This is a genomic window from Amycolatopsis acidiphila (genome assembly GCF_021391495.1).
Lineage (GTDB): Bacteria > Actinomycetota > Actinomycetes > Mycobacteriales > Pseudonocardiaceae > Amycolatopsis_E > Amycolatopsis_E acidiphila.
The window spans coordinates 2,835,786-2,847,438 of the sequence record NZ_CP090063.1; the positions used below are offsets into that span (position 1 = coordinate 2,835,786).

At 71.0% G+C, this 11,653-nt stretch carries 10 protein-coding genes; 5 read left to right on the top strand and 5 right to left on the bottom strand.

Translation table 11 applies throughout. The features are described from left to right. Positions 1–3: 3 nt before the first annotated feature. The 5 genes from LWP59_RS13740 to LWP59_RS13760 are packed head-to-tail and all read left to right on the top strand — an operon-like array spanning position 4 to position 5,985. Positions 4–1,116 (top strand): ABC transporter ATP-binding protein, encoded by a 1,113-nt coding sequence (locus LWP59_RS13740; protein ID WP_186383106.1) that lies wholly within the window; start codon positions 4–6, stop codon positions 1,114–1,116. Then, positions 1,106–2,323: an alanine racemase gene (locus LWP59_RS13745; RefSeq protein ID WP_144635278.1), complete on the top strand. Its 1,218-nt coding sequence runs from the start codon at positions 1,106–1,108 to the stop codon at positions 2,321–2,323. The genes LWP59_RS13740 and LWP59_RS13745 overlap by 11 nt, the downstream gene beginning before the upstream one ends. After that, on the top strand, positions 2,316–3,386 hold the full coding sequence (locus LWP59_RS13750) for an ROK family transcriptional regulator (protein ID WP_144635275.1): 1,071 nt from the start codon (positions 2,316–2,318) through the stop codon (positions 3,384–3,386). Before LWP59_RS13745 ends, LWP59_RS13750 begins: the two co-directional genes overlap by 8 nt. Then, on the top strand, positions 3,383–4,351 hold the full coding sequence (locus LWP59_RS13755; protein ID WP_144635272.1) for an N-acetylglucosamine kinase: 969 nt from the start codon (positions 3,383–3,385) through the stop codon (positions 4,349–4,351). The genes LWP59_RS13750 and LWP59_RS13755 overlap by 4 nt, the downstream gene beginning before the upstream one ends. Further along, the gene (locus LWP59_RS13760) at positions 4,342–5,985 is read left to right on the top strand and encodes an N-acyl-D-amino-acid deacylase family protein (RefSeq protein WP_144635269.1); all 1,644 of its coding nucleotides are present in this window, start codon (positions 4,342–4,344) and stop codon (positions 5,983–5,985) included. The genes LWP59_RS13755 and LWP59_RS13760 overlap by 10 nt, the downstream gene beginning before the upstream one ends. Here LWP59_RS13760 and LWP59_RS13765 read toward each other — a convergent pair. The 5 genes from LWP59_RS13765 to LWP59_RS13785 all read right to left on the bottom strand — a co-directional run bounded on the left by LWP59_RS13765 (position 5,970) and on the right by LWP59_RS13785 (position 11,653). After that, positions 5,970–7,277 (bottom strand): CapA family protein, encoded by a 1,308-nt coding sequence (locus LWP59_RS13765; RefSeq protein WP_144635266.1) that lies wholly within the window; start codon positions 7,275–7,277, stop codon positions 5,970–5,972. The two genes, LWP59_RS13760 and LWP59_RS13765, sit on opposite strands and share 16 nt — an antisense overlap. A gap of 1 nt (position 7,278) precedes the next feature. Continuing rightward, positions 7,279–8,037 carry an aspartate/glutamate racemase family protein gene (locus LWP59_RS13770; protein WP_144635263.1) on the bottom strand — a complete coding sequence of 253 codons (759 nt, stop codon included), beginning with the start codon at positions 8,035–8,037 and terminating at the stop codon, positions 7,279–7,281. 3 nt (positions 8,038–8,040) lie between these two features. Next, entirely contained in the window at positions 8,041–9,486 is a 1,446-nt protein-coding gene (locus LWP59_RS13775) for a sodium:solute symporter family protein (RefSeq protein ID WP_186383105.1), read from the bottom strand. A gap of 115 nt (positions 9,487–9,601) precedes the next feature. Next, positions 9,602–10,273, bottom strand: a complete 672-nt coding sequence (locus LWP59_RS13780; RefSeq protein WP_144635257.1) for a hypothetical protein — start codon at positions 10,271–10,273, stop codon at positions 9,602–9,604. 24 nt (positions 10,274–10,297) lie between these two features. Continuing rightward, a complete protein-coding gene (locus tag LWP59_RS13785; RefSeq protein WP_144635254.1) occupies positions 10,298–11,653 on the bottom strand; it encodes an amidase in 1,356 nt (451 codons plus the stop codon).

Consider the following 11,653-nt stretch of genomic DNA (forward strand, 5'->3'; position numbering starts at 1 on the left):
CCCATGCACACAGAAACACCCCAGGTGCGCGTCGTCGTCGACGCGGTCACCAAGCGGTACGGCAAGTCACCGCGCAAGGCCCTCGACAACGTCAGCCTCGACATCGAGGCGGGAGAGATGCTGGCCATTCTCGGGCCTTCGGGCAGTGGGAAGACCACGCTGCTCAGCGTCCTCGCGGGACTGGAAACCACCGATTCAGGACACTTGCGGTTCGGCGAGGACGACGTCACCGACGTGCCCGCCGAGCGCCGCAACGTCGCCGTCGTGTTCCAGTCCTCGATGCTGTACCCGCACCTTTCCCTGCGCCAGAGCATCGGCTTCGCGTTGCGGCTGCAGAAGGTCGCGGAGGCCGAGATCACCGCCCGCATCGACGAGGTCGCCGGCTGGCTGCGGATCGCGCACCTGCTCGGCCGCAAACCGCACGAGGTGTCCGGCGGTGAACGCCAGCGCGCCGCGATCGCCAAGGCACTCGTGTCCCGGCCGGCGCTGCTGCTCATGGACGAGCCGTTCTCGGCGGTGGACGCCCAGCTGCGCCGCCAGCTGCGCACCGAACTCGTCAAGCTGCACAAGGAGTTCGGCACGACGACCGTGTTCATCACGCACGACCAGGAAGAGGCGATGGGGATCGCCGACCGGGTCGCGGTGATGCGCGACGGCAGGCTGGTCCAGGTCTCCGAGCCGCTCGAGCTCTACCGGCGCCCCACGTCCGCGTGGCTGGCCGACTTCGTCAGCGTGCAGCCGTTCAACCTGCTCGGCGTGCGGCACTGCGGCGACGGCATCCTCGAGGCCTTCGGTGGTGACGTCGTCCTCTCCGCACCACGCACCGAGCTGCCCGAAGAGTTCGATCTCGGGATCGCCCCCGAGCACGTCACGCTGCGCCCCGCCGACGGATCCGGGCTGCGGATCTACACCCGGGAGGTCTTCGGCGGCCAGCTGAAGTACACCGTTCGCACCCCGCGCGGGGACGAAATCGTCGCGGTGAGCGGCGAGGAGAACGCCCTCGCCGTCGACACGCCGGTCGAAGTGGCCCTCGACTGGCGGCGGGCCCTGGCCTTCGGCGCCGACGGCGACCGACTCGACATCGACCTGAACGGGGAGATCGCCCGTGTTCCTTGAGCTGCTCGAACGACGCAACCCCGGCCTGCTGCGTGCCGCCGGTGACCTGGCCCTGCGGCGGCGGATCCCGCCGAACACCTTCGTCCTCGACGTCGACGCGATCGCCGCGAACGGGGCGGCGATCCGTGCCGAGGCGGAGCGGCTCGGCCTGAGCCTGTACTTCATGACCAAGCAGATCGGCCGCAACCCGCTGGTGACGGCGGCGCTGACCGGCGAAGGCGGCCGGGAGACCGTGGCGGTCGACATCGCCGACGCCAACGCGTTGACCGGCAACGGTTTCGGGCTCGGGCACATCGGCAACCTGGTCCAGGTGCCCAGCATCGACATCCCCCGGATCGTCGCGCTGGAACCGGAGGTCATCTCGGTCTTCAGCCTCGACAAGGCGCGTCAGATCGCCGAGGAGGCCGCTCGCCAGGGGCGCGTCCAGGGACTGTTGCTGCGGGTCGCCGATCCGGACCGCGACACCTACCTCCCCGGGATGGACGGCGGCATCCTGCTCGCCGAGCTGGAGCCGACCGCTCGCGCCATCGCCGCGCTGCCCGGAGTGCGGATCGACGGTGTCACGACCTTCCCCGCGCTGGCCTACTCCGAGGCCGCGGAGCCACGCCCCACCGGCAACTTCGAAACCCTGCTGAAGGCTCGCGACATCCTGACCGGCATCGGCATCGAGGTGCGCCAGGTGAACGCCCCGGGCAACACGTCCGCGTACACGCTCGCCACGCAGGCGCGGCTCGGCGCGACCCACGTCGAGCCGGGGCACGGCTTCCTCGGCACGACACCGTTCCACCTCAAGCAGGACCTGCCCGAGATCCCGGCCGCCTGCTACGTCACCGAGGTGGCGCACCACGTGGGCGACCGCGCCTACGTCTACGGCGGTGGATTCTTCGTCGACGACCCGGTCTGGCTCGACCCGGGCTTCCGCCGCAAGGTGATGGTCGGCGGCACCGCCGGCGAGCTCGCCGAGCACCGCGAGGAGTTCTTCGGCGCGGGAGCGGGCGAGACCGGCGGGTTCGGCGGCATCGACTACTACGGTTTCATCAGTGGCACGCCACGGACCGTCCCCGTGGGCGCGACGGTTGTGATGGGATTCCGCATGCAATCCTTCGTCACGCGGGCGAACATCGCGGTCGTCGGCGGTGCCGCGGGCGAGCCCCGGCTGCTCGGCGTGTTCGACCAGATGGGAAATCGGCTACCTACCTATGCTTGATATTCGCACGGCAGACCGAGGCGACATCCGGGACGTCAACCTGGCGGCTGTCATCGACACGCTGCGCCGGCACGAGTCCGTCACCCGCGCGCGCATCGCGCGGGAGACCGGGCTCAGCTCGCCGACCGTGTCGGCGATGGTCACCACGCTGCTCGAAGCGGGCCTGGTCACCACGGCCGGCTCCGGACCGGCGACCGGCGGCCGCCGCGGTGACCTGTACGAGCTCAAGGCGGACGCGCGACTCGTGCTGGCGCTGGACCTGAGCTCGACCCCGCCGCGGCGCGCGCTCGTCGATCTCCGCGGCGACATCGTCGGCGGCTCCGCGGCCGACCTGCCGAAGTCGGCACTGCGCTCACCGCAGGCCTTCGTCCGCTGGGTCACCCGGCACGCGGCGTCTCTCGACGGGCTCGTGGGGATCGGGGTGGCCGTCCCGGGCGTCACCGATCCCGTCACCGGCACCATCGAATGGGCGCCCAGCCTCGGCTGGCGCGACGTGCGGCTGCGCGATGAGCTCCAGTCGGCGGGCGACGCGGTGGTCGTGGTGGACAACGACCTGAACCTCGCCTCGCTGGGGGAGCACGCCTTCGCCGACGAGCGGGTCTCGGACCTGGTGATGCTGGGCCTGCGGGGCGGCCTCGGCGCGGGAGTGATCCTGGGCGGCGCGCTGCACCGGGGTGTGCACTTCGCCGCGGGGGAGATCGGCTACCTGCCGGTCATGCCCGGCACACGGGGCACCAGGGACTTCGGGGCGCTGGAAGCCACCCTGTTCGACTCACTCGACGAATCGGCGGCCGGTGAAGGCAGGGCGGGCATCGTGAAACTGCTGTCGTTCGCCTGCGTCGCGGTGGCGGCGGTGCTGGACGTGGCCGTCATCGTCCTGGGGGAGGAGCTCCTGCGGCACGGCGAGGACCTGCCTCGCGAACTGCACCAGCGGCTCGCCGAGGTGCTGCCGCACCCACCGGCGGTGGTCGCCTCGAAGCTGGGGACCGACGGAACCCTCCGCGGGGCGGCCGCCGCAGTGCACGCGGAGGTCACCCACGACATCCGGCGGCTGCTCGCATGATCTTCGTCGGAATCGACGTCGGCGGCACCTCGTCGCGCTGCGTCGCCGTGGACACCGGGGGAACGGTGATCGCCCGTGCCGGCGGCCCGGGCTCCAACGTGCACCGCCACGGAATCCCGGAGGCGGCTCAGCGCGCCGTCACCCTCGTTCGTCAGACGCTGGAAGGGGTGACGCCCGCGGATGATCCGGTTTACGCGGCCGTCTGCACCGCGGGCCTCGACACCGAGGACACCGCCCGCACCTTCGCCGCGGTGTTGCGCGACCTCGCACCGGAAGTCGTGTGGCGGCTGGAGAACGACGCGGTCGCTGCGTGGAAAGGCGCGTTCGGGGCCGGGGCGTCCGGGGTGGTCGCGATCTGCGGCACCGGAGCGGTGGCCTTCGCCCGGCACGACGGGAGACAGGCGCGGGCAGGCGGCTGGGGCGCGGCACTCGGGGACGAGGGAAGTGGCTACGACATGGGGCGGCGGGCGCTGCTCGCGCTGTTGCGGCACCAGGACGGCATGGGCCCGGCGACTTCGCTGCGGGAGCCCGTCCTGAACCACCTCGGACTGAGCCGGACCGACGCGATCATCGACCACGTGCATTTCCACATGCAGCCGTCGCACGTGGCCGCGCTGGCGCCCCTCGTGCTGAGTCAGGCCGAGGACGGTGACGAGGTCGCAGTGTCTGTTGTGGATGCTGTGGCCCGGTCGCTCGCCGGGATGGTCGTGGCGGCCGCGCGGACGGTGCGGGGGAACGAGGAGCGCGAGATCCCGTTCTCGCTCGCCGGCGGTGTCTCGGGCGACGAGTACTTCGCCGCGCGGGTGCGGCGGCACTGCGCCGACCCGGCGCTGCTGATGCCCTGGCACCGGCCGGAAGCACCCCCTGTCGTCGGCGCGGTCTACCTGGCGATGGAGGCCGCGGGCACGTTCAGCGCGGTGGACCTCACCCACGATCACGTCGATAGGTACCAGATATGCAGCTAGATCTCCTCATCCGCAACGGGCTCGTCGTCGACGGGACGGGTGCGCCGGCCTTCACCGCCGACGTCGGCATCGCGGGAGGGCGCATCGCGTACGTCGGCGTGCTGCCCGAAGGGATTTCGGCACACCGCGAGATCGACGCGACCGGCAAGGTCGTCTCGCCCGGTTTCCTCGACATCCACAGCCACTCCGACTTCGTGCTCGCCGACCCGGCACACGAGGACATCCTCGGCTGCTTCCTGCGCCAGGGCATCACCACGCTCGTCACCGGGAACTGCGGTTTCGCGCCCGCCCCGGCGAACGCGGAGTTCGGTGCCGAGATGAGGGACTACACGTCCTTCCTGCGCTCGCGGGGTTCGGTCACCGACTGGCCCACGATGGGCGCCTATCTCGACACCCTGACCGACCAGGGCGTGGCGCTGAACGTCGTCCCGCTCGCCGCGCACGGAGCGCTGCGAATCGCCACCATGGGTTTCGCGAAACGTGAGCCGGACGCCGCCGAACTCAGGCAGATGGGCAAACTGCTCGACGAGGCCCTGGACGCCGGCGTCTACGGCATGTCGGCCGGGCTGGCGTACGCGCCGGGGATGTACGCGGGCACGGCGGAGATCACCCGCCTCGCCACGTCGGTCGGCCGTCGCGATGGACTGTTCACCTGCCACAGCAGGGGCTTGTCCGAGACACTGGTGGACGCGGTGTCCGAAGTGGTCGACGTCGCGGCCCACGGCGACGTGCGGACCCAGTTCTCCCACCTGTGTGCGCTCGGCGAAGCGAACTGGCCGCGGATCGGCCGCGCGATCGACACGCTCGAGTCGGCCCGGTCGCGCGGCGTCGACATCGCCACCGACTGCCAGGCCTACATCGCCGGCAACACCACGCTCTCCGCACTCCTGCCACCGTGGGCCCTCGAAGGCGGGATGGACGCCGTCGTCGAACGCCTCGCCGACGCCGGTACCCGCGGCCTGATCCGGCATGCCATCGAGCACGAACGGCCGCAGTGGCCGACCGGCGCGGGCGGCTGGACCGACAACATGATCGCGTCCCTCGGCTACGACAACATCCTGCTGCTGACCATCGGGTCGAACCGGTTCAAGGACTTCGAGGGGATGTCACTGGCCGGGTTCGCGGCCGGGATCGGCAAGGACCCCTTCGACGCCACCATGGAGCTCGTCGTCGCCGACCGGGGCGAGACGATGATGCTGGTGGTCGGCTCGGCCGGGAGCATGCGCTCGGACGCGCCCCTGCGTGAGGTTCTTCGCCTGCCGTACACCGCGCTGGAAACCGACGCGATCGTGACGGGGGAGGGCAAGCCCAACCGTGGCGCGATGGGTGCCTACCCCCGCATGCTCGGGCACTTCGTCCGCGACGAGGGCCTGCTCTCCCTCGAACAGGCGGTGTACCAGATGACCGGGCTGGCCGCCGACCGCATCGGCATCTCCGATGCCGGACGGCTGCGCGCCGGCTGCGCCGCCGACGTGGTGGTCTTCGATCTCGCCGAGATCGCGGACACCACCACCTACCTCGACACGATGTCCGCGCCGAGGGGCGTCGAGTACGTGCTCGTCAACGGGACCGCGGTCGTCGATCAGGGGAGGTACCGCCCGAGCCGGGCCGGCCGCGTCTATCGCAGGTCGTGATCCGGTGCCGCGTGCACGGTGAACCACTCGCCCCTGGCCTGCAGACGGGTGCCGTAGGGCTGGGACAGTTCCGTCAGCTCCGCGCCGATCGCGGCGGACTCCGCGCCGCTCGCGAGTTCGGGTGTGCCCCGATGCGCCGCGGGCCGGTCACGGCCGAGGGAGATCGGCCACAGCTCGACGCCGGTGAGGTCGCCGTCGTCGAACGTCAGGGTCGCCACGACCGAGCGGGCATATTCGGGGTGGGCCAGGAAACCGGGGGAGGTCACCGCGGCCCGCGCGCCGGGCGAGCCGGGAGCGACCCCGAACACGTCGTAGGAGTGCGGGGTCAGCCGGTCCTGCAGGTGGATCTGGTCCACGAAGTTGCCCAGGCTGTAGAAGATCGGGCACCCGCGGTAGAACTCGATGCCCCGCAGTCGGTGCGGCCCGTGGCCGGCGACCACGTCGGCACCGCTGTCGATGACGGCGTGCGCGAACTCGCGCTGGAAGGCCGCCGGTTCGGTCAGTGCCCCGCCCTGCTCGTGTCCGTGCACGCTGACCACCACGACGTCGGCCCGCTCCGCGGCTTCGGCCACCCACCGCTGGATCCGCTCCAGATCCCGGGAGTCGCACCAGGTCTCCACGACCGGTTCATCCGCCGCCCGGAAGACCTGGCCGAACAGCCGCTTGTCCCGCTCATCCGGTAACGGTGGCAGGAATCCCATGTCCACCACGTACTTCAGCTGTTCGTCGAGGCCGAGGTCGCGGTGTGCCGCCCGCAGCGCGGTGAGCTGCTCGGGCGGTACGCGCAGCCGGGTGTGGAAGCGCAACGGGTTGAGCCCCGGCCGGGGCGGCATCAGGTCGGCCGGGCCGCTGGCGTCGTCGCCGGTGCCGAAGGTGGACGTGCAGGCGATCACCGCGACGCTGCCGGCCTGGCGGTCCACGTAGGCGGGCAGCGTCGCCTCCTCCAGCGAGTTCCCGACGCCCGCGTGCGCGAGCCGGCGGGCCGCGAGCTCCCGGATGGTGCCCGCCAGGCCGGGGACGCCCAGGTTCAGCGTGTGGTTGTTGGCGAACGACACGACGTCGATCCCGATGTCGGCCAGTTCGTCGAGCACGCGCGCGTCCGCGGTGAGAGTGGGGTTGAGCGGATGGGAGGTGTGCTGCCCGGCGTGGTCGGCGGTGACCATCTCCAGGTTGGTGAACGTGACATCCGCTTCCCGCAAGAGGGTCCGCAGCGCCTCCGCGGCGGGGGTGGCGCGCACCAGCGCCCCGCGGGTGATCATGGTGTCGCCGGACAGCGCCACTACGAACCTCATGTCAGCCGACCACGAGGTCGCCGAGCGTGGCGCCGGCCGCGAGCTTCCGTGGCGTCGGGTAGGCGGTCTTGCTGTGGTGCCAACCGAACTGTGCGCGCGCGTAGGCGATGGCGAGTGCGGCCTTGACCGGGTTCACCACCGGCACCCCCAGCTTCGCCTGGAGGTCGGCGTCCAGTTCCAGGAAGGCCATGCTCATGCAGCCGAGCACAAGCACGTCGGCGCCGTCGCGTTCGATGAGGGTTCGGCCGGCTTCGGCCGCCCGCAGGGCGGATGCCTCCCGGTCCGTGCCGAGTTCGAGGACCGGAACATCCACGACGGCGATGCCCGCCAGCGAGCTGGTGAGCCCGGCGTCGGCGACCAGGCGGCGGATGGGATGCACGACCCCGTCGGCGACCGTGACCACCCCGAACCGGTGGCCGAGCATCGCGGCCAGATGTGCGGAGGCCGCGCCCGGGCCGACCAGGACCGCGCGCTCGGTCAGCTCGCAGAGCGCGTCCAGGCCGGGATCGCCGTAGCAGCCGAGGATGATCGCGTCGGCACCGTCGGCTTCCAGCCGCGTGACCAGCCGTGCGGTCTGCTCGACCGACACGTACTCCTCATAGGCGGACTCGATGGAAGCCGGTCCGGACGGCACGTCCTGCACGGTGACCTCGGCGCCTTCGGGCGCCCAGCGCCGGAGGATTTCCTGACGCCGCTGGACCTCCGCACTGCCCAGTGCCGTTTTGGACATCGGGCCGGGAACTACGTACACGATGCGCATGGTTCACCTCTCGCTCGGGACGGGGGACACTCGCGGACGGGACGGGGGAAAGAAGGTAGTGAGCGCTTGCTCGCCGGGGCCGTGAGTGCGCAGTGACACGACGACGAACACCACGAGGCTCACCGACACCCCGGGGATCACCGGGTCGAGTCCCGCCGGCTTCCCCGCGACGAACCAGGCCAGCGCGACCACGAAGCCGGCGCACATCGACGCGATCGAGCCGGCCGCGGTGGCGCGCCGCCAGTTCAGTCCGATCACGACGGTCGCGAAGAAGAACGAGGCGACCAGCGATGCCTGGAGCGCCACCACGAACTGCACCAGCGCGAGCTGGCGCAGCGCCAGGAAGACCGGGACGACGCCCAGCACCAGCACCGCGGCCCTGGTGAGCCACAGCTGTGCCCGGTCCGACAGCCGCCACACCTCGCGGAGCAGGTCGTTGGTCAACGCGGAGGCCGACACGATCATGATTCCGGAGACGCTGGAGGCGATCGCGCCGAGCACCGCGATGATCAGCAGCGCGCCGATGATCGGGGGCAGCACCTCGGCGGAGAGCACCGTCGAGGCGATGTCCGGGGTCGGCAGCGACGGGAAGATCGCCCGGGTGGCCATGCCCAGGACGCAGACGGACAGGAACACGATGGCCTGGAACAGGAACGACCACCCCACCGCCCGGCGCACGGTCTGGATGTTCTTCATGGTGTAGAGGCGGGCGAGCTCGTAGGGCGTGGTCGCCTGCGCGAACAGGAACGCCAGCCCCAGCCCGAGCAGTGCGTTGGACGAGTAGAACCAGCCGGTCATGCTCGGCTGCACCTGGTGCACGATCCCGCCGATGGCGTCCGGCCCGAGGTGCAGGAGCACGGCGGGCACGGCGGCGACGAAGCAGCCCGCCATCAGCAGCGCGTGCAGGTAGTCGGTGTACGCGGTCGCCCGCATACCGCCGATCAGGACGAACAGCAGGGTCACGCCGATGGTGATCAGCACCCCGTACAGGAAGGGCATGCCCAGGATCGCGTGGAAGATCTGGCCGCCTGCCTGGTACTGCGCGGTGAGATAGACGGTGTAGGCGACGATGATCAGCACGGCGGAGATCACGCTCGCCGCGCGGGAGTTGTAGCGCGCCCGGATGAACTCGGGCACCGTCTTGCCGCCGAAGCGGGCGAACTTCGGGGCCACGAACAGCACCTGCACGATCCAGCCGGCCCACAGCCCGATCACCACCATGCCGAAGCTGGCCCCGGTCAGGTAATGGATGCCCAGCGTGCCGACGAACGTGCCGGCGCTCATCTGGGTCGCGGCGAGCGAGGCGCCACCGACCACGGAGCCGATCGACCCGCTCGCGGTCAGATAGTCCCGGACGGTTCGGGTCTTCGCCCCGGACCACACGCTGATCACGACCAGCAGGACGAAATAGCCGATCGTGACGCCCCAGAAGACGGACTGTGCCGGCATGGTCATTTCCCTTCGCGGTCGCGGCGGGTGTAGGCCCAGAGGAAGTACAGGACGACCCACAACACGGAGAACAGCACGTAGACGAAGAACGGCACACCGAGGGAGAACACGCTGTTCACCCCTTTCTCGCGCGCGTTTCGCGCAGCATCACGACGGCGGAGAACGCGACCCCGAGCAGGATGATCAGCACGCCGGCCCAGCTGGCGAACCCCCAGCCGGAGGAGGGGCGTTCGCCGAGCCGGTAGGCCAGGAACGAAGGCATGCCGGCAAGATCCCGTTGTTGCGTGCCGCTGGACCCGATCACCACGGGAAACGGCTCGCCCTGCACGTGATAGCCGTCGGGCACGTGGTAGCGCAGCCGCACCACCCGGCTGCCGTCGGTCGGGACGTTCGGCACCAGGATCGGAACCTGCTCACCGCCGCGCTGCTCGACGGTGTAGGCGATGTCGTAGGACAGCGGCCCGGCGTGCGGTGCGGGGAAGCTGATGGTGTCCGCGCCGGCACCCGTGGCCGTCGCGGTGGGCACGACCGCCGAGCCGGCGCTGACCCGCAGGCCGGTGATCCGCACGCCAGGGAACGTGGCCACCAGGTGCCGGATCGGGCTGCCCGCGGCGACTCCGTCGACGGTGATCGACTCCGTGACCGTGACGGTCCGCGCCTGCGGTGCGGGCGTGACTTCGAGCTGTGCTTGGCGGAGCACGGGCTTGGCGGCGCCCTGCGCGGTCGCGGTCGGAGGCGCGGCGACCAGTGCGAGACAGGCGATGCCGAACAGCAGGCGGTATCGCATGGGGACTCCTTGGGGACGCGGTGTTCAGGCTCGGCCGACGACGCCGAGAGAGGGGGAGGGGAATCCGCCGCAGGCGGTTTCGTAGCGTTCGGCGATGGCGTAGACCGCGTCTTCGCGGCCCTTCGGCCCGATCAGCTGCCAGCCGAGCGGCCGGCCGTCGAGCGTGCTGCCCGCGGGCAGGGAGAGTGCGGGATGGCCGCTGACGTTGAACGGGATCGTGCGGACACACGCGTCCAGCCCGGCCAGGTCCAGCACGGGATCCTGGACCGTGGCACCTCCGGGCATCGTGGGCGCTGCCAGGACGTCGGCTTCGCCGAGCACGGCGTCGACCTGCCTGCTGAACTCCCGCCGGGCCTCCAGCGCGTTCAGATAGGCCACCGCGGGCACGTCGCGGCCGGCCATCAGGTTGGCGAAGGTCGGCGGGGCGTAGTCGGCTTCCCGTGCGGGAAGCCAGTGGCGATGGGCGTGTGCCGCCTCCGGCCCCAGGATTTCCACGCCCCGCCGCCAGAGCTCGGTGATCCCGGGCAGGCTCACCTCCCGGACGCGGGCGCCCGTGGACCCGAGGACTTCCACCGCCTTGGCGAACGCGTCGCGGACCTGCGCGTCCGGGGTGGCGTCGAGGAGTTCGGTGATCACGCCGACCACCGGGGACGTGGGTGGCGGCCCGGCCGGTACCGGCCGCCCGGTGAGCGCTGCCAGCAGCAACCGGTTGTCGGCCACCGTCCTGGTCAGCAGTCCGACGTGGTCCAGGGTGGCGGACAGCGGGATGAGGCCCCGGCGATCGATGCTGTCGTAAGTGGGTTTCATGCCCACGAGCCCGCAGAAGGACGCGGGCGCGCGGACCGAGCCGCCGGTGTCCGTGCCCACCGAGGCGTACCCGATCCCCGCCGCCACCGCGCTGGCGGATCCACTGCTGGACCCGCCGGCGGTACGGCCGGTGTCCCACGGGTTGTTGCACTGCCCGTGGTCGGGATGCACGAACCCGTAGGCGAATTCGAGCATGTTCGTCTTCCCGAAGACCACCGCTCCCGCGTCCCGGAGTCTGCTGTGGACAGCCGAGTCCACGGTGGCCTCGGTACCGCGGAGAATGCGCGAACCCGCGATCGTGGGAACCCCGGCGATGTCGAAGATGTCCTTGACGGACACCGGGATGCCGGCCAGGGGACCGCCCTGGCCGGCGGCGATGGCCGCGGCGGCCTCGCGTGCCTGCCGCCTCGCCCGGTCCGCGAGCACCGTGGTGAACGCGTTGAGCTCGGGCTCCAGGATCTCCTGGCGGGCCAGCACGGCCTCCAGGAGATCCTCGGGGGAGAGCTCACCGTGGTGCAGCAGCCGCGAGACCGTCGCGATCGGCGCGACCAGGAGGTCGCTTCCGGCGTTCAT

What these genes read in the sequence shown, in the direction of transcription:
- LWP59_RS13740 (WP_186383106.1), top strand. Translation starts at nt 4, where the DNA reads ATGCACACAGAAACACCCCAGGTGCGCGTCGTCGTCGACGCGGTCACC.
- LWP59_RS13750 (WP_144635275.1), top strand. Translation starts at nt 2,316, where the DNA reads ATGCTTGATATTCGCACGGCAGACCGAGGCGACATCCGGGACGTCAAC.
- LWP59_RS13755 (WP_144635272.1), top strand. Translation starts at nt 3,383, where the DNA reads ATGATCTTCGTCGGAATCGACGTCGGCGGCACCTCGTCGCGCTGCGTC.
- LWP59_RS13760 (WP_144635269.1), top strand. Translation starts at nt 4,342, where the DNA reads ATGCAGCTAGATCTCCTCATCCGCAACGGGCTCGTCGTCGACGGGACG.
- LWP59_RS13765 (WP_144635266.1), bottom strand. Translation starts at nt 7,277, where the DNA reads ATGAGGTTCGTAGTGGCGCTGTCCGGCGACACCATGATCACCCGCGGG.
- LWP59_RS13770 (WP_144635263.1), bottom strand. Translation starts at nt 8,037, where the DNA reads ATGCGCATCGTGTACGTAGTTCCCGGCCCGATGTCCAAAACGGCACTG.
- LWP59_RS13775 (WP_186383105.1), bottom strand. Translation starts at nt 9,486, where the DNA reads ATGCCGGCACAGTCCGTCTTCTGGGGCGTCACGATCGGCTATTTCGTC.
- LWP59_RS13780 (WP_144635257.1), bottom strand. Translation starts at nt 10,273, where the DNA reads ATGCGATACCGCCTGCTGTTCGGCATCGCCTGTCTCGCACTGGTCGCC.
- LWP59_RS13785 (WP_144635254.1), bottom strand. Translation starts at nt 11,653, where the DNA reads ATGAACGCCGGAAGCGACCTCCTGGTCGCGCCGATCGCGACGGTCTCG.